This window comes from Sphingomonas sp. PL20, from assembly GCF_017875905.1.
GTDB classification, from domain to species: Bacteria; Pseudomonadota; Alphaproteobacteria; order Sphingomonadales; family Sphingomonadaceae; genus Sphingomonas; species Sphingomonas echinoides.
The window spans coordinates 3,716,487-3,737,585 of sequence record NZ_JAGINH010000002.1 but is presented as its reverse complement, the minus strand read 5'-3'; the positions used below and the strand labels follow the sequence as shown (position 1 = coordinate 3,737,585).

Below are 21,099 nucleotides of genomic sequence, written 5' to 3'. Positions count from 1 at the left end.
GATGACCGAACCGCTCTCGCCCCCCGTCGCCGCAACGCGCCCGCACAGCTTCACCGTCCACGGGCACACGATTGAGGATCCTTATGCCTGGCTGAAGGACCCGAACTATCCCGAGGTCGATGACGCGGATGTGCTTGCCTATCTCGCCGCCGAGAACGCCTATTTCGAAAGCGTGATGGAACCGCACCAGCCGCTGATCGACCGGCTGTATGAGGAGATGAAGGGCCGCATCAAGGAAGACGATAGCTCGGTGCCGCAAAAGGATGGCGACTGGGTCTATTGGACTGCGTTCGAAACCGGCGGGCAGTATCGCAAATGGTGGCGCCGCCCGGTCGCGGCGGGCGAGGACAAGAGCCAGGACGTGCTGATCCTCGACGAACCGGCTTTGGCCGAGGGCAAAGAGTATTTTCGGCTGGGGGCCTTTTCGGTCAGCAATAATGGGCGGCTGCTGGCTTATGCGATCGACGACAATGGCTCGGAACGCTTCGAGGTGCGCGTCAAGGATCTGATCACGGGGGAGCATCTGCCCGATGTCATTCCGGGGATGCTGTCCGAAATCGTGTGGACCGCCGATGACAGGGGCTTTCTCTACGGTCTCGCCAACGACCAATGGCGCACCGACAATGCGCGGCTGCACTGGCTGGGCACGCCGATCACGCAAGATATCGAACTGTTCAAGGAAGCCGATGAGGGGTTCCGCGTCGGCGTCAGCGAGACCAGCGACCGCAAGTGGATCGTGCTGTCGAGCGGCGACCATGTGACGAGCGAAATCTATCTGCTGCCCGCGACCGACCCGCTGGCGACGCCGCTCTGCGTATCGCCGCGCAAGGTGGGGCGCGAATATGATGTCGACATGCATGGCGACACTTTGTTCATCCACACCAACGACACCGACCCCAATTTCCGGCTGTGCACCGCGCATATTTCGGCGCCGGGCGAATGGGTCGAGAAGATCGCGCCGTCGCGGCATTTCTACATGACCGGGGTGGATTGCTTCCGCGACTTCTTCATCGTCGACGGGCGCGAGGACGGTTTGGATCAGATCGAGATCCACCGCTATGAGGACGGCATCGCGCCGCAGCGCATCCGCTTCCCCGAGGCGAGCTATGATGCGGGGCTGGGCAACAATCCCGAATATGCGATGCAGGTGCTGCGCGTCGGCTATGAATCGATGGTCACGCCGGGCACCGAATATGATTATGACGTGGCGACGGGCGAGCTGACCACGCTGAAGGTGCAGGAAATCCCGAGCGGCTATCAGGCGGCGAAATATCGTACCGAGCGGCTGAAGATCACCGCGCGCGACGGCACCGAGGTGCCGGTGTCGATCGTCTATCCGGCCGATTTCCCGCGCGACGGGTCGCGACCGCTGTTCCTCTATGCCTATGGCGCATACGGCTATGCCATTCCGCCGGGCTTTTCGACCGGGCGGCTGTCGCTGCTCGATCGCGGCTTTGCCTATGCCATTGCGCATATCCGGGGCGGCGATGATCTGGGCCAGCAATGGTATCTCGACGGCAAACTGGACAAGCGCACCAACACCTTCAACGATTTCGTCGATGTCGCGAAGGGGCTGATCGCGGATGGCTGGACGTCGGCGGGGCGGATCGCGATCGCCGGGCGCTCGGCCGGGGGCGAGTTGATGGGGGCGGTGGTCAATTCCGATCCCGAACTGTGGGGCGCGGTGATTGCCGATGTGCCGTTCGTCGATGTGCTCAATACGATGCTCGATGCCGATTTGCCGCTGACGCCCGGCGAATGGCCCGAATGGGGCAATCCGGTCGAGGACAAGGCGGCGTTCGAGCTGATCCGCAGCTATTCGCCGTACGACCAGGTGACGGCGCAGGCCTATCCGCCGATGTTCATTTCGGGCGGCCTCAACGATCCGCGCGTGACCTATTGGGAGCCGGCCAAATGGGCGGCCAAGCTGCGCGCCACCAAGACCGACGATAACGTGCTGCTGCTCAAGACCAATATGGGCGCGGGGCATGGCGGCAAATCGGGCCGCTTCGAGAGCTTGCGCGAGGGGGCGGAGGAACATGCCTTCGTGCTGTGGCAACTCGGCATCGCGGGGTGAGGCGCTATAGCCTGTCGTCACCCCGGGCTTGTCCCGGGGTCCACCGTGCCGGACATCCCTTCGCCGCGGGATGCGCATCCCGGTGGACCCCGGGACGAGCCCGGGGTGACGATGGAAGGGCGCGCGGTTGAGCATCGAAGCGCTGATCGCGCGCTACGGCCTGCTCGCCTTGTTCGCGGGTGCTGGCATCGAGGGCGAGACGGTGGTGATCGCGGGCGGGTTGCTCGCGCATAAGGGGCTGTTTCCGCTGCCCGGCGCGATGGCGGCGGCGGCGGCGGGGTCGTTCCTCGCCGACCAGATCTTCTTCGCGCTTGGTCGCTATTTCCGCGATCGGCCATGGGTGCGGCGCGTGCGGCAGCGCGCGCTGTTCGCCCGCGCGCTGGGGCTGCTGGAGCGCTATCCGATCGGCTTCATCTTCGCCTTCCGCTTCCTGTATGGTTTCCGCACGATCAGCCCGGTGGCGATCGGCACGACCAAGGTTTCCGCGCGGCTGTTCGTGCTGGTCAACCTCGTCTCGGCGATGGTGTGGGGGGTGGTGTTCACGGGCATCGGCTATCTGTTCGGGCACGGTTTTGAAAAGCTGATCGAGCGCTATGTGCCCGATCGCCATGCGATCCTGATCGTGGCGCTCAGCGGCGTCGCGCTCGCGACACTGGTCGGCGGGTGGCATTGGTGGCGCACGCGCAAAAGCCGCGACGCATGAGGGTTTCTACGCATTTCGGCGCAAGGCGGCTTTTATCAGGGTCGCCGGGAACCTGTTGCCCGCTCCGGGGCTTCAAGGCGTAAACTCCAAGAAAAGGTCGCAGCAATGCTTGAACATCTTCCGGAATGGCTTGGCGCTTCGCTCAGCGGCGTGCGGGCCGGGGCGGAGCATCTGACGATCGTTCATCCGGCGCTGGGCAGCGGTTTCGTGCCGATCGTGCTGAGCAGCCCGGCCTTTGCGGACTGGACCGAAATGCCGGTGCGCTTCACCGCCGACGGTGCGGGCGTCTCGCCGCCGCTGGCGTGGGAGGATGTCCCGCCCGCCACGCAGAGCCTCGCGCTGATCGTCGAGGATGCCGATTCGCCGACGCCTGCGCCGCTGGTGCACGCGATTCTGTGGGGCTTGCCCGCGGGTATGCGCGCGCTCGCCGAAGGCGCGATCGTCGCCGATGCCGCGACCGGCGAAACCGGCAAGAATTCCTTCCTGTCGCAAAGCTGGCTCGCGCCCGATCCGCCCAAGGGGCATGGCGAGCATCGCTATGTCTTCCAGCTGTTCGCGCTCGATTGCCCGGCCGCTGACCTGGGCGAGGCGCCGGGGCGTGGCGCGGTGCTCAACGCGATGGCGGGCCATGTGATCGGTGCCGGGATGCTGACCGGGTTGTACGCGCGGGGCGAGGTTGTGGGGTAGGGGCAAGCCCCTCCTGTTGTTAGAGGAGGGGCCTTCCCGCACCATGGCGCTAGTATGTTGCCGCAGGAGCAGTATTGTGCCTCCAACAGATTGGCTTTGCGGGGAAAGCACATGGCTCGGGCACATCTGACAATCATCATGGCGCTGATGCTGATGGGGTGCAGCAAGGCGGCCGGGCCGGCATCGGTTGAGAGCGATGAAGCTGCGAAATCCAACGCGCAGACGGCACGAACGACCGAGCAGATCGCCTACACCTACTCTTTTGGATTCAAGCTTCCCGGCAACCGGATTGCCACTGTCCAGGCTCAACATATGGCGCTCTGTGAGCAACTGGGCCAGCGATGCCATGTCGTGTCCATGGAGCAGTCGGGCGACCAGCGCAGCGCCGGGGCCAACATGGAATTTGCCGTGGATGCTGGCACCGCCAAACCCTTTGGGGACGCTTTGGTCAAAGCGGTTGAACGCGAAGGGGGCGCGGTCTCCAATCGGACCATCCAGGGGGAAAATCTTACAAAGCAGATCATCGATGTCGACGCCCGCTTGCGAGGGCGGCAAGCGCTCGCGGACCGTCTACTTGGCATTGTTAAGACCCACCAGGGAAGCATTTCCGATCTCGTTGCAGCCGAAAAAGCGCTCGCGGATGTGCAGCAGGACATCGACACGGCGCGGGCCGAACTGACGGCGGCGCGTAGCCGCGTTGCCCTGTCGACCGTCCAGATCAGCTATAGCGGAAGTGCAGGTCTAGGTGGCTTTACCACGCCGATCGCCGATAGTTTCTCCAGCTTCGGTGCGGTTGCAGGCATGAGCCTTGCCGCACTCCTAAGCCTTGTCGCGGCGCTGCTGCCTTGGTTTATCCCGATCGTCGGAATCCTTGTGCTCGTCCGCTGGTGGAGGCGACGGGGCAAAATGGAGGAATAGTGGTGTCGCGGGAGGAGGCACTTTCGCCGTCTCTCCTGCGAGGCCAGGAAAGCGGCTGCTTTGTCTGGCGTTCAAGCATCTTCTTGTCGAAGCTTAGCCGCCGCTTGCCCTGGCGAGATCGCAGCATTGCAACAGCCGTGCCGGCAAGCTGAGCCGGGGATCCATCCGGGGCCCGTTTCACCCCACCCCATCGCTACCCGCTGTTCCTGAGCGCGGTCGCGATCGCGTTGATCGAAAGCAGGATGCCCTCGCCGATCCGCGCATCCTCGTCGCCTGCGCGGCGGCGCTTGATCAGTTCGATCTGGAGCAGGTTGAGCGGCTCGATATAGGGCAGGCGCAGGCGGATCGAGGCGTCGAGCGCGGGGTGCGCCTCCAGCAGGCGCGACTGGCCGGTGACCTGCAGCAGCCCGTCATGCGTCTGCTGCCAGCCGCTTTCGATGCGCGGGAAGATCGCATCGGCGAGCGCGCGATCCTCGACCAGCCCGGCATAGCGCGCGGCGATGCCCATGTCGGACTTGGCGATCACCTGTTCCATATTGGCGAGGCTGGCGGCGAAGAACGGCCAGCCTTGCGCCATTTCGGCGAGCAGGCCCTTGTCGGGAAAGGCCGACAGCGCCTGGCCGACGCCATACCAGCCCGGCAGCATGACGCGCGCCTGCGCCCAGCTGAACACCCAGGGGATGGCGCGCAGATCCTCGATCCGGTCGGATTTGGTGCGGCTCGCCGGGCGGCTGCCGATCTTGAGGCCGGAGATTTCGGCAAGCGGGGTCATCTGGCGGAAGAAGGTGCGGAAGCCCGCATCGTTGCCGTTGGTGCCGTACACCAGGTCGCGATAGGCCGCGAAAGCGGAAGCGGAGAGCGTGTCCATCGCCGCCGAGAAGCGCGCGGTGTCCGCCGCGGAGAGCGCGTCGGGCTCCAGGCTGGCGAGCAAGGTGGCCGAAGCCATCGCCTCCAAATTGGTCATCGCGCTTTCCCGCGTGCCATATTTGCCCGCGATCACTTCGCCCTGTTCGGTGATGCGGATGCGGCCCTGCACGGTGCCGGGCGGCTGCGCGCGGATTGCGGCGAAGGACGATCCGCCGCCACGCCCGACCGCGCCGCCGCGACCGTGGAACAATTGCATGCCGACGCCGGCGTCGGCGAACACGCTTTTCAGCGCGGTCGAGGCCTTGGACAGGCTCCAGGTCGAGGTGAGGTAACCCCCGTCCTTGTTGCTGTCCGAATAGCCGATCATCACTTCCTGGAAGCTGCGTGCGGCGGTGATGCCGCGCACCTCGGGCAGCGCGAACCATTCGGTCATGATCGCGGGGGCGGCCTCGAGATCGCCGATCGTCTCGAACAGCGGCACCGCCATGATCGCGGCGCTCGACGGTTCGCCCGAGGCACCGCCGGGGCGGTACAGGCCGACTTCCTTCAACAGGATGTTGAGTTCGAGCAGGTCCGATACCGATTGCGCCATCGAGACGATATGCTGGGTGATGCAGGCCGGGCCATAAGTGGCGTGCGCCTGTGCGGCGGCGCGCAGGATGGCGAGTTCGGACTGCGTCTCCTCCGAATAGGCGGCGAACGGGCTGGCGAGCGGGCGCGCGTTGGACAGTTCGTGACGCAGCAGCGAGACGCGCTGCGATTCGCCGAGGCTGAGATAATCGGCCTCGACGCCGGCGACCTTGAGCAGTTCGGCGACGACGCGTTCGTGCACCGCGCTGTTCTGGCGCAGATCCAGCGTCGCCAGATGGAAGCCGAAGGTCTCGACCGCGCGCACCAGCCGCCCGAGCGCGCCGCCCGAGGACAAGGCCCCGCCGCCGCGTTGTTCTTCCTGGCGCAGTGCGCGCGCGATCACCACCAGATCGGCGCGGAACGCCTGCGGATCGGGATAGCGCTCGCCTTTCAGCGTCGCGGCGCGCGGCGCGGGTTTGCCGGTGAGCGCGAGATGCGTCGCGGCGAGGCGCGCGTAAATGCCCGACAGCGCGCGGCGATAGGGCTCGTCGCTGCGGCTTTCGGCGGCGTCGCCGCTCGCCTCGGCCAGCGCCTGCACGCCAGCGTCTGCGGCGGTGAGATCGGTCGAGATCGACAGTTCGGCACCCAGCGCGTGGACCGCGTCGAGATAATAGACCAGCACTGCCTCACTCGCCTTGGCGAGCGCGGTGGTCAGGCTGTCGGCGGTGACGAAGGGGTTGCCGTCGCGATCGCCGCCGATCCAGCTGCCCGGGCGCACGAAGCTCGGCACGCGTTCGCCAAGCGCCCGGTCCCAACGCTGATAGAGCGCGGGCAAAGCGGGCAGGAACACCTCGCGCAAATAGCTGAGCGCGGTTTCGACTTCGTCGGTCACGTAGAGCCGCTCGCGGCGCAGCACGCGCGTCTGCCACAGCAAGGCGATCTGGCGCAGGATCGCTTCTTCGACATTGTCGCCATCGGGGGTTTCGGCGGCACCGCCGTCGCGCAGCAGCATCAGCGCGGCGATGCGGTTGCGGTGGTCGATCATCGACTTGCGGCGCACTTCGGTCGGGTGCGCGGTCAGCACCGGGGCGATCAGCGCGTGATCGAGCAGATGCATCACCTGCGCCTTGTCGATGCCCTCGCCCGCCAGCCGTTCGAGCGCTGCGGCAAGATCGGCCCCGCGTTCGGCGGTGACGCCCTGGCGATCCTCGGCGAGATTGGCGAGCATCGAGAACAGCATGAAGCCGCGCACGAAATCGAGCGTTTCGTCGAGGCTGAGCCGATCGAGCCCGAGATCGACATCGGTCCCGCCGCGATGCCGGTCGACCGAGGCGGCGCGGATATATTCGGTCCGCTGATACAGCGTATCGCCGCCATAAGCGCGAATGACATCGCCGAGCAATTTGCCCAGGAAGCGGATGTCAGGATTGTTTGCGATGCCGGGGAGGGTTGCCATTAACCCATGCTGCATTGCGGCAGCGCGGGGGTCAACGGTGCATATGGATCATCGCTCAATCGGGACGGGCCACCCTTGCCTTGGCTTCGAAAAAGTCACTGTCCTTTTCCAGCCGCTTGGCGGAGATGCCCTGGTCCTTGAAGCCTGCAGCGAGCGTTTCGTTCTGCGCGACCGCGCTGCTCATATCGGCGGCAAGCGCTGAAGCGGCGCGCGAATCGTCGGCACCGGTCGCCAGCAAGTCACTATACAACCCCTTGGCCAGCGCGCTGCTCGCATTGTGCTCGGCCGCCATTGCGAGGGCGGGTGCGCTGCGGATGCCGCTGCGCAACAGGGCGGTTTTCGCCTCTGGGTCGATCGCGAACAAGCCGTTCGAATATTGGACAAGGTTCGCGTTGCGATCAAAGCGCGCCTTGATCGTGCGCGGCAGTCGATCGGCGACGCACTGGTCGTCCGGTGGAATTTTGAGCATCGCCGTTGCCCTCAACATCATCTTCAAGGCGTCGGTGATATTGTCGGTATAGGCCTCGACTTGGCGTACGAGCAGATCGGCACAGGATGGGGGGCGATCGGTGGTGACGGTAAATTCCACGCGGCTCAGGCTCTTTCGAACGTTGAGGATCAATGCGAAGGTATCGTTGTCGAGGTTTAACAATAGCGTGCGTTGTTCGACCAGGCCGTTGGGAACGGCGAGCGTCCCGGTGAAAGTGGTCGAGCTTGCGTCATGCGTGAGCTCCGAAACGCCGCCATCATCGGTTAGCGACACCCGATGCGGCTGTGGCGCGCTCCAATGAACAATGAGGGGAATCGTTTGGGAGGTTTGTGCGCTGGCGGCCAGCGGTGCGAGCGCAGCAATCCAGGCGGCGATCCAGCGAAGGCATGTCAGCGCGCGCATCTCAGTCTCCGCAGGTTGATGTCATGAGGTAGGTGCCGGGGTTGGTGTCGGCGTCGGAGCTGGCTGCTCCTGTTCCTTGGCGTCGGACAATCCGAGTTGCGTCGAAACTGTACCGATCAACCACAGACCCAACGGCACGAACACGCGCGGCAGGCCGTCGAAATACGCCTTGCTGGTTATAATGGTGGGGATCGTGCTGTGATCAAAAATGGCGTGCGCCACGTCCCGGTCGTGGAGCAGCACCAAAAGGATGATGCACAGCACGATGCCGACCAGGCCGATGGCCACCACCGCATAATATAAGGCGTCGCGTCCGCGGGAACGAGCCACGACGCCCGCGCCCAGCGCCAGCAGAAACAGCAAGCCCTTGCTCAGCAATTCAGTTGGCCGATAATCCATCAGTAGCAGCAAGCCACGCGCAGGCCAGGTATAGCCGTCCAAGGTGCCACGAGCGAAGCCGATGGTTAGCCACACAAGCAACGCGGTGGCGGCGGTCACGACGCTGACAGTGAACACCGCCAAGATGCGTGCCGATCGTGGATCGAGCGTAGGTACAACCCCTGCCATCGCAGCCCCCCTGCAAGTGCAGAAGGCTTACCACAAAAACAACAGTCGCGAAAGGTCGCCGCTTTTATCTTAATTTTGAACGCGGCAAGGCAGGAACATTGGAACGACCGTAGTCTCAGGCTTCCAGTTCAACATCCCAATACAGCCAGTCATGCCAGGTATCGTGCAGGAAATTGGGTGGATAACGGCGGCCATGTTCCTGCAATTGCCAGCTGGTCGGGCGGATCGCGTCGATGTGCAGCGGCATGCCCGCTTGCTTGGGCGTGCGGCCACCCTTCTTGAGGTTGCACGGCGAGCAGGCGGTGGCGACATTCTCCCAGGTCGTGCGCCCGCCCTGGGCGCGCGGCACGATATGGTCGAAGGTCAGGTCGTGCGGCGATCCGCAATATTGGCACAGGAATTTGTCGCGCAGGAACAGGTTGAAGCGCGTGAAGGCGGGGAAGGCGGACGGGCGCACATAGGATTTGAGCGCGATCACCGAGGGCAGCTTGATGCGCTGCGTCGGGCTGCGCACTTCGCGTTCATATTCTGCGACGATATCGACACGGTCGAGGAACACCGCCTTGATCGCGGTCTGCCACGGCCACAAGGACAGCGGATAATAGCTCAGCGGCGTATAGTCCGCGTTGAGCACAAGTGCGGGACAGCCATCCGGATGGCGGATCAGATCGGGATGGTACATCTGGACCCCCTTTTACCACTGAGTGGCGCTTCCTGCCGGGCTTCAAGCCCATTAGGATGACGCTGTGATGACACCGCACCCTGTCGTTAACGATTTCAGCACAGCGCGCGACTCGCGGTCAAGAGCGGTGTTGGGGTGATCGTGCGCGACATGGTTACGCGCTTTGCGCCGAGTCCGACAGGGCGGCTGCATCTGGGGCACGCCTATTCGGCGGTGCTGGCGCACGATCTGGCGCGCGCCGGCGGCGGGCGTTTCCTGCTGCGGATCGAGGATATTGACGGCACGCGCAGCAGGCCGGAACATGTCGAGGCGATCCTGGCGGACCTCGCCTGGCTGGGGCTGGAGTGGGATGGGCCGGTGCTGTTCCAGTCGACGCGGGAGGAGGCTTATGCTGCGGCCTTGGCGCGGTTGCGCGCGATGGGGCTGCTCTATCCCTGCTTCTGCACGCGCGCGGAAATCGCGGCGAGCCAGTCGGCACCGCATGGGCCGGAACCCGTCTATCCCGGCACCTGCCGCGCGCTGCCGGAGGCGGAGCGCGCCGCGCGCATCACGGCGGGCGTCCCGCACGCCTGGCGGCTCGACATGGCGCGCGCGGTTGCGACTGCCGACACCGACCTGATGTGGACCGATGCCCTCGCGGGGCCTGTCCACGCTAACCCGCTGGCGCAGGGCGATGTCGTGCTGGCGCGCAAGGATGCGCTTGCCAGTTACCATCTGGCGGTAACGGTCGATGATGCGGCGCAAGGCGTGACCCATGTCGTGCGCGGGGCCGATCTGTTCGCGGCGACCGACGTGCATCGGTTGCTACAGGCGCTGCTGGGGCTGCCGACGCCACTCTATCACCATCATGCGCTGCTGGTCGGCCCGGACGGGCAGCGGCTGGCCAAACGCAACGACGCGCCGACGCTCGAAAGCGTGCGGTTACGCGGCGAAGATGGGCGGGCGCTGGCAGACCGGTTGCGCGCCGGGGGCGCGGGCATTGGCATTACCCGGCAAAGCGACTAGATTAGGGTCATGAGCACTTTCCTGACAATCCTGCTGGTCGCCGCGATGATCGCGGTGGTGGTCGTGCTGGTCCGCGGACTGGTGATCTTCCTGCTCGGCGCGAGTCAGGATTTGCGCGATGGGGCCACGCCCGGCGAGGCGCGGATCGCCGCCTCGGTGCGCTCCAACAAAATGATGCAATATCGCGTGATGTTGCAGGCGGTCGCCATCTTCCTGGTCGTGCTGCTGATGTGGCTGGCGGGCCGGGGCTAATCCCGGCTTTGTTCGCGGTTTGCGGGTTGGGATAAGCGATGGTCAAGCTCAACCGCATCTATACGCGTACGGGCGATGACGGCACCACCGGGCTGGTCGACGGCTCGCGCATCGCCAAGGATGCCGCGCGCCTGGCGGCGATGGGCGATGTCGATGAAGCCAATAGCGCGATCGGGGTCGCGATTGCGGCGATTGCGGCGGATGGCCTGGCGGCGCTGGCGGTAGCGCTGGAGCGCATTCAGAACGACCTGTTCGACCTTGGAGCCGATCTCGCCACGCCCAAAGCCGCGAGCGACGGGGACGATTTCGCGCCGTCCGCGATGACGTTGCGGATCGTCGCGGCGCAGGTCGATCGGCTCGAAAGCGAGATCGACCGGATGAATGGGGATCTGGCCCCGCTGACCAGCTTTATCTTGCCCGGCGGAACGCCGGGTGCGGCGGCACTGCATGTTGCGCGCGCCACCGTCCGCCGTGCTGAGCGGATGGCGGTGGCGGCGGCTCGGACCGAGCCTTTCAATCCGCTGGCGCTCGCCTATCTCAACCGCTTGTCGGATTATCTGTTCGTTGCCGCGCGTGTGGTGAACCAAAATGCGGGTGGCGACGTTTTGTGGCGACCGGGTGCAACGCGTTAGCTCGGGCGTAAATTGGGGAAGAGGGGACGAGACGATGCGAATGCGAGCAGTCCCCGATGCGGCGCGAAGCCCGCTGATCGCGCAGTTTCGCGCGGTCCGCGCGCTGTCGGTGGCATTGGTCGCGCCCTTGTCGGACGCCGATGCGACCGCGCAGTCGATGGAGGATGCGTCGCCTGCCAAATGGCACCTCGCGCATACCAGCTGGTTCCTCGAAACCTTCGTGCTGCGCGATTTCGTGGGCGGTTATACGCTCTACGACGATCGCTTCCCGTTCCTGTTCAACAGCTATTATGAAGCCGAGGGCAAGCGTCATGCGCGGGCGCGGCGCGGGCTGGTGACGCGCCCGTCGCTCGATGAAATCCTCGCCTATCGCGCGCATGTCGATGCGGCGGTGGCGGCGGCATTGCCCGATCTGCCAGCGGCCGCGCAGGATCTGGTGACGCTCGGCTGCCAGCATGAGCAGCAGCATCAGGAATTGCTGGTGACCGACATCCTCCATCTGATGGCGCAGAATCCGGTCGAACCGGCCTTGTGGTCGCCGCCGCGCAAGGTGCCGGTGGAAATGCCGGGGCGGCTCGGCTGGATCGAAGGCACCAGCGGGATCGTCGAGATCGGCCATGATGGCGACGGTTTCGCCTTCGATGCCGAGGGGCCGCGCCACCCGGCCTTGCTCACGCCGCATGCGCTGGCCGACCGCACCGTCACCAATGGCGAATGGGCCGCGTTCATCGCCGATGGCGGCTATGCCGAGCCGCGCCACTGGCTGTCGGACGGCTGGGCGTGGGTGCAGCGTGAGCGGATCACAGCGCCGCTTTATTGGGAGCGGGCGGATGGCGGCTGGACGCGCTTCGGGCTCGACGGGCGGCGCGCGGTCGATCCGGCGGCACCGGTCACGCATGTCAGTTTCTACGAAGCCGATGCCTATGCCAGCTGGGCGGGCGCGCGGCTGCCGACCGAGGCCGAATGGGAAGCGGCGGCGGCACCGTATGATGCGGCGGGCGGCAACCAGATGGATGCGGCGGGCCCGGTCGAGCCGCGTCCGGCAACCGGCGGCCCCGCTTTCTTTGGCGATGTGTGGGAATGGACCGGCAGCGCGTTCCGCCCCTATCCCGGTTTTCGCGCGGTCGAGGGTGCGGTCGGCGAATATAATGGCAAGTTCATGAGCGGGCAGTGCGTGCTGCGCGGCGGATCGTGCGCTACCCCGCGCGGGCATGTGCGGGCGAGCTACCGCAATTTTTTCTATCCGCACCAGCGCTGGCAATTCACCGGCGTTCGGCTGGCGAAGGATCTTTGAGATGTTGAAGCCCGAAATCGAGGACGGCCAGGTCACGCTGGCCGACCCGGCCTTTCGCCACGACGTGCTGCGCGGCTTTGCCAGCCGCCCGCGCGCGATTCCGGCACGCTGGTTCTATGACCGGCGCGGATCGGAATTGTTCGAGGCGATCACTGATTTGCCCGAATATTATCCGACGCGCACCGAGACCCAGATCCTGCGCGCCTGTTGTGCCGACATTGCGCGCCTCGCCGGGGCAGGGCGCGCGGTGGTCGAATTCGGTTCGGGCTCGTCGACCAAGACGCCGATCCTGCTGCGCGCGGTCGAGCCGTCTGCTTACGTGCCGATCGACATTTCGGGCGATTTCCTGCGGGAATCCTCGGCCGGGCTGTCGTCGGCCTTTCCCGGACTGCCGGTGCTCCCGGTCGAGGCCGATTTCCTCCACCCGATCGCGCTGCCCGCACAAGTGGCGGACACGCCCAAGCTCGGCTTCTTCCCCGGCTCGACCATCGGGAACATGATCCCGCATTCCAGCGTCGATCTGCTGCGCGCGATGAAGGCGTCGCTGGGCGAGGGCGCGATGCTGGTGATCGGCATGGACCGGATCAAGGATGTGCCTGTGCTGGAAGCGGCCTATGACGATGCGCAGGGCGTGACCGCGGCGTTCAACCGCAATTTGCTTGAACGGATCAATCGCGAACTGGGCGGCACGATCCCGCTCGACGCCTTCCGGCATCGTGCGATCTGGAACGATGATCGCGCGCGTATCGAAATGCATCTGGAAGCGACGCGCGACGTGGCCTTCACGATCGAGCGGCACCCGTTCGAAATGGCGGCGGGCGAGACGATCCACACCGAGAACAGCCACAAATATGGCCCGCGCGATGCGCGCATCCTGCTGCGCGCGGGTGGATGGACGCCGGTGGGGGAATGGACCGATCCCGACGGCCTGTTCGCGGTGATCCTGGCGGAAGCGCAGCCCGCGCGGCACGCGCCCTAAGCCGCCCATGATTGCCGTCGCATCGCCTGATCCCTAAAGCGTTCGCAGCAACGATTGAAGGACGGGATATGCAGACGGTAGGTGTCATCGGCGCGGGGCAGATGGGCGCGGGCATCGCGCAGGTTTCGGCGCAGGCGGGGTTCCATGTCTTGCTGAGCGACGTGTCGCGCGAACGCGCCGAGGCGGGCAAAGCGGGCATCGCCAAGGCGCTCGACCGGCTGGTGACCAAGGAGAAGATCACCGCTGACGCCCGTGATGCCGCACTTGCGCTGATCGAGCCGGTGGCAAGCGTCGCCGAGATGGGCCCGGCCTTCCTCGTCATCGAAGCGGCGACCGAGCGCGAGGAAATCAAGCGCGCGATTTTCGCGGAGGTCGGCAAGGTGCTGTCGGACACGGCGATCCTCGCCTCCAACACCTCCTCGATCCCGATCACGCGCCTCGCCCAGGCTGCCCCCGATGCGGGCCGTTTCGTCGGCGTGCATTTCTTCAACCCCGTGCCGGTGATGGGCCTGATCGAGCTGATCCGCGGGCTCGCCACCTCGGACGAGACGGTGCAGGCGGTCGAGGCGTTCGGGCAGCGGCTCGGCAAGCAGATCGTCCATGCCAATGATGCGCCGGGCTTCATCGTCAACCGCATCCTGATGCCGATGCTCAACGAAGCCTGCTTCGCGCTGGGCGAGGGCGTGGCGACGATCCGTGACATCGATCTGGCGTGCCAGCTTGGGCTCAACCACCCGATGGGGCCGCTGACGCTCGCCGATTTCATCGGGCTCGATACGTGCCTCGAAATCACCCGCGTGCTGTTCGAGGGGACGGGGGACCCGAAGTTCCGCCCGGCCCCGCTCCTGGTGAAATATGTCGAGGCCGGCTGGTTCGGTCGTAAGACCAAGCGCGGATTTTACGATTATACCGGTGCGGAGCCGGTGCCGACTCGGTAAACCCGCTTACTCGGGCCGCCGCATCGCGAAGCGTGCGGCCTCGGCGATCTCGAAATAATCGGCCGCCCCGCCCCCGCGCAAAATCGGGCGCGCGGCGGCGGTGCGATAGGCTCCGTCGGTGATCAGGTGCGGCGCGATGTGGATGCCGACGACCTCGCCCAGCACCAGCCAGGTGTCGAGCGTCGCGCCGTCGGCACCCTCCAGCCGCAGCGTCTGCGTCAGGCGGCATTCGAAGCTCACCGGGCTGGCGGCAACGCGCGGGGGCGCGACGATGCGGGAGGGCGCGGTTTCGAGCCCGGTGAGGTCGAATTCATCCACGTCGGCCGCAACCGTCGCCGCGCTTGCATTCATCGCCTCGGCCAGATCGCGCGTGGCGAGGTTCCACACAAAGTCGCCCGTCGCGGTGACGTTGGCGACGCTGTCCTTCCAGCCGGTGGACGTGAAGCCGATGATCGGCGGGCGGTAATTGTACAGGCTGAAGAAGCTGTAGGGCGCAAGGTTGCGCACGCCCTCGGCGCTCAGCGTGCTGATCCAGCCGATCGGGCGCGGCGCGACAATGGCGTTGAGCGGATCGTGCGCCAGACCGGGGATGGTCTTGTGGCCGTTGCGCGGTTCGTAAAAATGGTGCTGTGTCATCTCGAAGCAGACCTTCCGTGCGGGATTCGAATATCGTGCGCGATCGATTTCGCGTAGCTGTAACCACGCCGCTCCTTGGTTCGAATAGGGTTCTGTATGACCGACACAAGCCCGCCAGACTCGACCAACGCTCCGGCCGCTCCGGGCAGCGCGCTTTATCGCCATCGGCTGACGACGCGCCTGTGGCATTGGCTCAACGTCGTGACGATTTTCATCATGATCGGCAGCGGTTTGACGATCCTCAACGCGCACCCGCATCTGTACTGGGGCCAATATGGCGCGAACCCGGATCATCCGTGGTTCAACCCACCGCATGCGCCGTCGTTTCTCACCATCCCGGCGGGGTATAATCTGGCGATCGCGCGGCGCTGGCATTTGTTGTTCGCGCTGGTCTTCGCCTTCGGGCTGCTCGCGTTCATGGTGTCGAGCCTGATCAACCGGCATTTTCAGAAGGACTTGCGGATCCGGCTGAAAGAGCTCGCGCCGGCGCATTTGTGGTTCGACCTGAAGGAACATCTCGCCTTCCGCTTCCACGATCCCAAAAATCCCGGTGCCTTCAATATCTTCCAGAAGCTGTCGTACGTGCTGGTGATTTTCGTCCTGATCCCGATGATGATCCTGTCGGGGCTGGTGCTGTCGCCGACGATGGTCGCGGCGTGGCCATGGATGCTCGATTTGCTGGGCGGGCGCGCCTCGGCACGCTCGGTGCATTTCATCGCAGCGAGCGGCCTCGTGCTGTTCATCATCGTCCATCTGGTGCTGGTGATCCTGGCCGGGGCGTGGCCCGAGGTGAAATCGATGGTGACGGGCTGGTGGACCATTCCCGCCGACCATGACCAGGAGGAAGCGGCATGAGCGCGATCATCACGCGGCGCGCGCTGCTCACCACCGGGGCGCTGGGCGCAGGCGCGCTGCTCAGCGGATGCGATCAGGTCGCGAACACGCCGTCGCTTCGCAAGATCCTGTTCTCAGGAGAGAAAATCAACCACGGGCTGGCGCGCGCGCTGACCGATCGCAACAGCCTGGCCAAGGAATACCGGCCCGACCAGATGTCGCCCCTTTTCCGCGTCAACGGCACCAGCAACCCCAATACTGCCAGCTATAACGCGATGGCCGCGGAAAATTTCGCGAACTGGCGGCTGGAGGTCGGCGGGCTGGTCAACCGCCCGCTTTCGATCTCGCACCAAGCGTTGATGGCGATGCCGGCGCGCACCCAGATCACGCGGCACGATTGTGTCGAGGGATGGAGCGCCATCGGCAAATGGCACGGGCCGATGCTGGGCACGATCCTGAAGGCAGCGGACGTCCGCACCACCGCGCGCTATGTCGTGTTTACCTGCGCCGATCTGTATTCCGGCCATGCCTATTACGAATCGCTCGACCTGATCGACGCCTTCCATCCGCAGACGATTCTGGCATGGGCGATGAACGACCGGATGCTGAGCGTCGCGCATGGCGCGCCGATCCGGCTGCGGGTCGAACGTCAGCTTGGCTATAAGAATGCCAAATATGTGATGCGGGTCGACGCGGTCGCCTCGCTCGCCGGAATCGGTCTCGGAAAAGGCGGATATTGGGAAGATCGCGTCGATTACGATTGGTATGCGGGCATTTAACGCGTTAGTGGCCTGCGCATGGCACTGCTTGATTTGTTTCTCGCCAAGCGCGTTCAGCGCGGCACGCTCACCGTCCACCATGCCGATGGCAAGACCCTGAACTTCGGCACAGCCGAACCCGGCTTTCCCGATGTCGCGATCCGCTTCACCGACGCCGGTGCTGCTGCTGCGATCGTGCGCGATCCGGGGCTGGGCGCGGGTGAAGCCTATATGAACGGGCGGCTGGTGGTCGAGCGCGGCGACGTTCGCGATCTCGTCCGGTTGCTGATGATGAACGATCCGTGGGAGGCCGGGCAGAACGGCCTTGCCCCGTCACCGCTGCGCCGCATGGTCCAGGCGGTGACGCATCGCATCGGCCGCATCAACATGGCGCGCCGATCGAAGCGCAATGTTGCGCACCATTATGATCTGTCGGACCGGCTGTACGATCTCTTCCTCGACGCCGACCGCCAATATAGCTGCGCCTATTTTACCGATCCGTCCAACAGCCTGGAACAGGCGCAGGACGACAAGAAAGCGCATATCGCGGCCAAACTCGCGCTGAAGCCCGGCATGACCGTGCTCGACATCGGTTGCGGCTGGGGTGGCATGGCGCTGTACCTGCACCAGATGACGGGTGCCAAGGTACTGGGCGTGACGCTTTCGGAAGAACAGTTGAAGGTGGCGCGGGAGCGCGCGGCGGCGGCGGGCGTGGCGGACATGGTCACCTTCGAGCTGATCGATTATCGCCAGGTGCAAGGCACGTTCGACCGGATCGTGTCGGTCGGCATGTTCGAGCATGTCGGCCCGGCGCATTACAGGACTTTCTTCCGCAAATGCCGCGACTTGCTGACCGAGGACGGCGTGATGCTGCTCCACACGATCGGGCGCGCGGGCGGGCCGGGCGTGACCGATAAATGGACCGCGCACTATATCTTCCCCGGCGGCTACAACCCGGCTTTGTCCGAGATCATCTCGGCCAATGAAAGCCTGCGCTTCATGGTCACCGATGTAGAGGTGTTGCGGCTGCATTATGCCTATACGCTCGATGATTGGTACGATCGCGCGGTTGCGGCGCGCGAGCAGATCGTGGCGCTGTATGACGAGCGTTTTTTCCGCATGTGGCAATTCTATCTCGCGGGGGCAGGGGCGGCCTTCCACTTTGGCGGGATGGTCAATTACCAGGTGCAGTTCGCCAAGAACCGCCACGTCCTGCCGATCACGCGTGATTATATGATCGAGGGCGAGCGGCGTTTGCGGCTGTAACCCGGTTGCACGGCCGCGCTGCCTCGCATAGGGGGCACGCGACTACGAAGGATCCTGCCCGTGACCGATAAGATCAACCGCGTCGTCCTCGCCTATTCGGGCGGCCTCGACACCAGCGTCATCCTGAAATGGCTGCAGCAGACCTACCAATGCGAGGTCGTCACCTTCACCGCCGATCTCGGCCAGGGCGAGGAGTTGGAGCCTGCGCGCAAGAAGGCCGAACTGGCCGGCGTCAAGCCCGAGCACATCTTCATCGACGATCTGCGCGAGGAGTTCGTCAAGGATTACGTGTTCCCGATGATGCGCGCCAATGCGCTGTATGAGGGGCTGTATCTGCTCGGCACTTCGATCGCGCGGCCGCTGATCGCCAAGCGCCAGATCGAGATTGCGCGGATGGTGAATGCCGATGCGGTCAGCCACGGCGCGACCGGCAAGGGCAACGATCAGGTGCGGTTCGAGCTTGGCTATTATGCGCTGGCACCCGACATCAAGGTGATTGCGCCGTGGCGTGAGTGGGACCTCACCAGCCGCACCAAGCTGATCGAATTCGCTGAAGCGCACCAGATTGCGGTGAGCAAGGACAAGCGCGGCGAGGCCCCGTTCTCGACCGACGCCAACATGCTGCACACCTCGTCCGAGGGCAAAGTGCTCGAGGATCCGTGGGATGAAGTCCCCGATTACGTCTATTCGCGCACGGTCAACCCCGAGGACGCGCCCGACGCGCCCGAGACGATCACGATCGATTTCGAACGCGGCGACGGCGTCGCGGTCAATGGCGTCGGCATGTCGCCGGCGACCTTGCTCGAAACGCTCAACGAAATGGGCCGTCGCCACGGCATCGGGCGGCTCGACCTGGTCGAGAATCGCTTCGTCGGCATGAAGTCGCGCGGCATGTATGAAACGCCGGGCGGCACGATCTATCATCTGGCGCATCGCGGGATCGAGCAGATCACGCTCGACCGGGGTGCCGCGCATTTGAAGGACGAGCTGATGCCGCGTTATGCGGAACTGCTCTATAACGGCCTGTGGTTCAGCCCCGAGCGCGAAATGCTGCAGGCGGCGATCGACCATAGCCAGGAGAAGGTCGCGGGCACCGTGCGGCTGAAACTCTATAAGGGCTCGGTGATCGTGACGGGGCGCAAATCGCCCTTCTCGCTCTATTCCGAGAAGGTCGTCACCTTCGAGGACGATCAGGGCGCCTATGACCAGCGCGATGCGGCGGGCTTCATCAAGCTCAATGCGTTGCGGCTGCGCTTGCTCGGACGGCGCGACCGCTAACGCGGGTCTACACGCTGTTTTAACGGCCTGCGTCTAAAGCGCGGGCATGGACTTGGTCGAATTCCGTCGGACGCGGCTGGGCGACGTGCTTTGCGCGTTCGCGCTCGCTGTGGTGCTGTGCGCGGGCTGGGCGTGGCGCGACTGGGCCGCGCTGTCGGCTCTGCAATTGACCGATACCGACGATATGATGCGCCTCCAGCAGATCCGCGATTGGATTGCGGGGCAGGGCTTTGCCGATCTTGCCCAACATCGCCTGGGCTGGGGTGCCGGATTGGAAATGCACTGGTCGCGCCTGCCGGATCTTGTTCCGGCCGCGTTTATCGTGTCGCTGACGCCGGTTGTGGGCCGATATTGGGCCGAGCTGATCGCCGTGATCACCTGGCCGACGCTGCTGTTTGCGGGCGCGCTGTGCCTGACGACGCGGATCGCGCGGGTGCTGGGCGGTGCGCCGATCGCGCGGACCGCCGCCGTCGTCGCCGCTGTCGCCTTTCCCGCCACGACGATCTTCGTGCCGGGCCGAATCGACCATCACGGCCTCCAGGTGTTTCTGCTGTTGATCATCGTGCGTGCGCTGGTGGCGCGTCCCGCCATGGAGCCAGGGCTGATCGCTGGCCTGGCCGCCGCCGCCAGTGTCGTCATCGGGCTGGAAACCACGCCGCTGATCGCGGCGGCGGGTGTCGCCATGACGATCGGATGGTTGCGCGCCGGTGCCGGGACCGACGACCGGATGATGGGCTTCGGGATCGGGCTTGGTGCCGGGTTGCTGGCGGCGTCGATCGTGTTCCGGACGTCCTCCTGGGGGTATCCCGGCTGCGATGGCTTCACGATGGTCGCGTGGCGCGCCGCCGTGATCGCGGCCTTTGCGCCGATGGGCATGGCGCTGGCGGCGCGCGATATCGCACGCCCGGCGACCCGCGCGATCCTGGGATCGATCATCGTCATCGTGGTCGGCTTCGGCATGGTGCTCGTCGCGCCGCAATGCCTGTCGCCTTATGGCATGGTGGATCCCACGCTGGCCCGCTTGTGGCTGGCCAAGGTTGGGGAGGCGCAGCCGCTGTTTGCGACGCCGTTGCCGATCGCCATTGGCTATGCGGGCGTGATGGTGGCGGGCGTGGTGGCGAGCGCCTGGCGGGTGTCGGTCACCCGCGATCCGCGCTGGGCCAGCCTCCTGTTGGTGCAGGTCGCGGCCTTGCTGGTAACCTGCCTGCAATTGCGCGGTGCCTATGCCGGGGCGATTCTGGCGGCCCCCGCGCTGGCGGCGGTCATTGCGGCGGCGCGCGCGCGCGGTTCGCTATCCTTGGCGGGGGCGTGGGTGGCCTCGGCCGGCATGCTGTATCCGATGGCGGCGCAAGCCGTGGCGGCGCGGACAAGCGCCGCGCCGCCGGGCGCGCATGCCTCCGATGCGGCAGCGGCCGCCACTGGCGAAAAGGGGCTTGCCGATCTCGCCATGCTGCCACCGGGGCGGTTGCTGGCCCCGCTCGATCTTGGGGCCTATGCGATCGGCGCGACGCGCTTGCAGGTGGTCGGCGCGCCGTATCACCGCAACAATGCCGGTAATCTGGCGGTCTATCGCTTCTTTCTCGGGCCGCCCGACCAGGCCGCACGCGTCGCGCAAATCTGGCATTTGCGCTATGTCGCGCTGCGCGCCGATGATCTTGGCGGGGCAGCGGCAGGGACGCTTGCCGAGGCGCTGAAACGGGGAGCGCCACCGCTGTGGCTGCGGCGCATTCCCACGCGCGAGCGGGCGCTGTTTCTGTATCGCGTTCAAGGCGGCTTGTTTCCGAAGCAACCTGCGCGGTAAGAGCCGC

The 21,099-nt window shown here is 65.2% G+C and carries 20 protein-coding genes; 15 read left to right on the top strand and 5 right to left on the bottom strand.

Features of this window, described 5'->3' with window-relative positions:
• The first annotated feature begins 1 nt into the window (after position 1).
• The 4 genes from H4W01_RS17550 to H4W01_RS17535 all read left to right on the top strand — a co-directional run bounded on the left by H4W01_RS17550 (position 2) and on the right by H4W01_RS17535 (position 4,385).
• The gene (locus H4W01_RS17550) at positions 2–2,077 is read left to right on the top strand and encodes a S9 family peptidase (RefSeq protein ID WP_209612665.1); all 2,076 of its coding nucleotides are present in this window, start codon (positions 2–4) and stop codon (positions 2,075–2,077) included.
• 127 nt (positions 2,078–2,204) lie between these two features.
• A complete protein-coding gene (locus H4W01_RS17545; protein ID WP_209612664.1) occupies positions 2,205–2,780 on the top strand; it encodes a DedA family protein in 576 nt (191 codons plus the stop codon).
• A 105-nt stretch (positions 2,781–2,885) separates the two neighbouring features.
• Positions 2,886–3,467: a YbhB/YbcL family Raf kinase inhibitor-like protein gene (locus H4W01_RS17540; RefSeq protein WP_209612663.1), complete on the top strand. Its 582-nt coding sequence runs from the start codon at positions 2,886–2,888 to the stop codon at positions 3,465–3,467.
• 138 nt (positions 3,468–3,605) lie between these two features.
• Positions 3,606–4,385, top strand: coding sequence for a DUF4349 domain-containing protein (locus tag H4W01_RS17535; RefSeq protein ID WP_209612662.1), 780 nt, complete (start codon positions 3,606–3,608; stop codon positions 4,383–4,385).
• Between the two features lie 193 nt (positions 4,386–4,578).
• On the opposite strand, the gene ppc is transcribed toward H4W01_RS17535, so the two are convergent.
• The 4 genes from ppc to H4W01_RS17515 all read right to left on the bottom strand — a co-directional run bounded on the left by ppc (position 4,579) and on the right by H4W01_RS17515 (position 9,419).
• Positions 4,579–7,278, bottom strand: a complete 2,700-nt coding sequence (gene ppc, locus H4W01_RS17530; protein WP_209612661.1) for a phosphoenolpyruvate carboxylase — start codon at positions 7,276–7,278, stop codon at positions 4,579–4,581.
• 55 nt (positions 7,279–7,333) lie between these two features.
• A complete protein-coding gene (locus H4W01_RS17525; protein ID WP_209612660.1) occupies positions 7,334–8,170 on the bottom strand; it encodes a hypothetical protein in 837 nt (278 codons plus the stop codon).
• Between the two features lie 21 nt (positions 8,171–8,191).
• Positions 8,192–8,737, bottom strand: a complete 546-nt coding sequence (locus tag H4W01_RS17520) for a hypothetical protein (protein ID WP_209612659.1) — start codon at positions 8,735–8,737, stop codon at positions 8,192–8,194.
• Between the two features lie 115 nt (positions 8,738–8,852).
• Positions 8,853–9,419 (bottom strand): HNH endonuclease, encoded by a 567-nt coding sequence (locus tag H4W01_RS17515; protein ID WP_010405344.1) that lies wholly within the window; start codon positions 9,417–9,419, stop codon positions 8,853–8,855.
• A gap of 150 nt (positions 9,420–9,569) precedes the next feature.
• Between H4W01_RS17515 and gluQRS the strand changes: the two genes are divergently transcribed.
• From gluQRS to H4W01_RS17485, 6 genes are all read left to right on the top strand, one after another.
• Positions 9,570–10,424, top strand: coding sequence for a tRNA glutamyl-Q(34) synthetase GluQRS (gene gluQRS / locus H4W01_RS17510; RefSeq protein WP_209613430.1), 855 nt, complete (start codon positions 9,570–9,572; stop codon positions 10,422–10,424).
• Between the two features lie 9 nt (positions 10,425–10,433).
• Entirely contained in the window at positions 10,434–10,676 is a 243-nt protein-coding gene (locus H4W01_RS17505) for a twin transmembrane helix small protein (RefSeq protein WP_010405338.1), read from the top strand.
• A 38-nt stretch (positions 10,677–10,714) separates the two neighbouring features.
• On the top strand, positions 10,715–11,308 hold the full coding sequence (locus tag H4W01_RS17500) for a cob(I)yrinic acid a,c-diamide adenosyltransferase (protein ID WP_209612658.1): 594 nt from the start codon (positions 10,715–10,717) through the stop codon (positions 11,306–11,308).
• 34 nt (positions 11,309–11,342) lie between these two features.
• Positions 11,343–12,602, top strand: coding sequence for an ergothioneine biosynthesis protein EgtB (gene egtB / locus H4W01_RS17495; RefSeq protein WP_209612657.1), 1,260 nt, complete (start codon positions 11,343–11,345; stop codon positions 12,600–12,602).
• A gap of 1 nt (position 12,603) precedes the next feature.
• Complete coding sequence (gene egtD, locus H4W01_RS17490) at positions 12,604–13,581, top strand: L-histidine N(alpha)-methyltransferase (RefSeq protein ID WP_209612656.1); 978 nt, start codon at positions 12,604–12,606, stop codon at positions 13,579–13,581.
• A 68-nt stretch (positions 13,582–13,649) separates the two neighbouring features.
• The gene (locus tag H4W01_RS17485) at positions 13,650–14,519 is read left to right on the top strand and encodes a 3-hydroxyacyl-CoA dehydrogenase NAD-binding domain-containing protein (protein ID WP_209612655.1); all 870 of its coding nucleotides are present in this window, start codon (positions 13,650–13,652) and stop codon (positions 14,517–14,519) included.
• Positions 14,520–14,525: 6 nt separating this feature from the next.
• Here the strand turns inward: H4W01_RS17485 and H4W01_RS17480 are convergent, their stop codons facing one another.
• On the bottom strand, positions 14,526–15,155 hold the full coding sequence (locus H4W01_RS17480) for a flavin reductase family protein (protein ID WP_209612654.1): 630 nt from the start codon (positions 15,153–15,155) through the stop codon (positions 14,526–14,528).
• A gap of 96 nt (positions 15,156–15,251) precedes the next feature.
• On the opposite strand from H4W01_RS17480, the gene H4W01_RS17475 reads away from it, so the two are divergent.
• The 5 genes from H4W01_RS17475 to H4W01_RS17455 are packed head-to-tail and all read left to right on the top strand — an operon-like array spanning position 15,252 to position 21,092.
• Positions 15,252–16,010 (top strand): cytochrome b/b6 domain-containing protein, encoded by a 759-nt coding sequence (locus H4W01_RS17475; protein WP_209612653.1) that lies wholly within the window; start codon positions 15,252–15,254, stop codon positions 16,008–16,010.
• Entirely contained in the window at positions 16,007–16,768 is a 762-nt protein-coding gene (locus H4W01_RS17470) for a molybdopterin-dependent oxidoreductase (protein ID WP_209612652.1), read from the top strand. Before H4W01_RS17475 ends, H4W01_RS17470 begins: the two co-directional genes overlap by 4 nt.
• A gap of 18 nt (positions 16,769–16,786) precedes the next feature.
• The gene (locus H4W01_RS17465) at positions 16,787–18,013 is read left to right on the top strand and encodes a class I SAM-dependent methyltransferase (protein ID WP_209612651.1); all 1,227 of its coding nucleotides are present in this window, start codon (positions 16,787–16,789) and stop codon (positions 18,011–18,013) included.
• A gap of 60 nt (positions 18,014–18,073) precedes the next feature.
• Positions 18,074–19,291, top strand: coding sequence for an argininosuccinate synthase (locus H4W01_RS17460; protein WP_209612650.1), 1,218 nt, complete (start codon positions 18,074–18,076; stop codon positions 19,289–19,291).
• Between the two features lie 46 nt (positions 19,292–19,337).
• A complete protein-coding gene (locus tag H4W01_RS17455; RefSeq protein WP_209612649.1) occupies positions 19,338–21,092 on the top strand; it encodes a hypothetical protein in 1,755 nt (584 codons plus the stop codon).
• Positions 21,093–21,099: the final 7 nt, after the last annotated feature.

What these genes read in the sequence shown, in the direction of transcription:
- H4W01_RS17515 (WP_010405344.1), bottom strand. Translation starts at nt 9,419, where the DNA reads ATGTACCATCCCGATCTGATCCGCCATCCGGATGGCTGTCCCGCACTT.
- gluQRS (WP_209613430.1), top strand. Translation starts at nt 9,570, where the DNA reads ATGGTTACGCGCTTTGCGCCGAGTCCGACAGGGCGGCTGCATCTGGGG.
- H4W01_RS17455 (WP_209612649.1), top strand. Translation starts at nt 19,338, where the DNA reads ATGGACTTGGTCGAATTCCGTCGGACGCGGCTGGGCGACGTGCTTTGC.
- H4W01_RS17485 (WP_209612655.1), top strand. Translation starts at nt 13,650, where the DNA reads ATGCAGACGGTAGGTGTCATCGGCGCGGGGCAGATGGGCGCGGGCATC.
- H4W01_RS17480 (WP_209612654.1), bottom strand. Translation starts at nt 15,155, where the DNA reads ATGACACAGCACCATTTTTACGAACCGCGCAACGGCCACAAGACCATC.
- H4W01_RS17550 (WP_209612665.1), top strand. Translation starts at nt 2, where the DNA reads ATGACCGAACCGCTCTCGCCCCCCGTCGCCGCAACGCGCCCGCACAGC.
- egtD (WP_209612656.1), top strand. Translation starts at nt 12,604, where the DNA reads ATGTTGAAGCCCGAAATCGAGGACGGCCAGGTCACGCTGGCCGACCCG.
- H4W01_RS17500 (WP_209612658.1), top strand. Translation starts at nt 10,715, where the DNA reads ATGGTCAAGCTCAACCGCATCTATACGCGTACGGGCGATGACGGCACC.
- H4W01_RS17505 (WP_010405338.1), top strand. Translation starts at nt 10,434, where the DNA reads ATGAGCACTTTCCTGACAATCCTGCTGGTCGCCGCGATGATCGCGGTG.
- egtB (WP_209612657.1), top strand. Translation starts at nt 11,343, where the DNA reads ATGCGAATGCGAGCAGTCCCCGATGCGGCGCGAAGCCCGCTGATCGCG.
- ppc (WP_209612661.1), bottom strand. Translation starts at nt 7,278, where the DNA reads ATGGCAACCCTCCCCGGCATCGCAAACAATCCTGACATCCGCTTCCTG.
- H4W01_RS17465 (WP_209612651.1), top strand. Translation starts at nt 16,787, where the DNA reads ATGGCACTGCTTGATTTGTTTCTCGCCAAGCGCGTTCAGCGCGGCACG.
- H4W01_RS17525 (WP_209612660.1), bottom strand. Translation starts at nt 8,170, where the DNA reads ATGCGCGCGCTGACATGCCTTCGCTGGATCGCCGCCTGGATTGCTGCG.
- H4W01_RS17475 (WP_209612653.1), top strand. Translation starts at nt 15,252, where the DNA reads ATGACCGACACAAGCCCGCCAGACTCGACCAACGCTCCGGCCGCTCCG.
- H4W01_RS17520 (WP_209612659.1), bottom strand. Translation starts at nt 8,737, where the DNA reads ATGGCAGGGGTTGTACCTACGCTCGATCCACGATCGGCACGCATCTTG.
- H4W01_RS17535 (WP_209612662.1), top strand. Translation starts at nt 3,606, where the DNA reads ATGGCGCTGATGCTGATGGGGTGCAGCAAGGCGGCCGGGCCGGCATCG.
- H4W01_RS17470 (WP_209612652.1), top strand. Translation starts at nt 16,007, where the DNA reads ATGAGCGCGATCATCACGCGGCGCGCGCTGCTCACCACCGGGGCGCTG.
- H4W01_RS17540 (WP_209612663.1), top strand. Translation starts at nt 2,886, where the DNA reads ATGCTTGAACATCTTCCGGAATGGCTTGGCGCTTCGCTCAGCGGCGTG.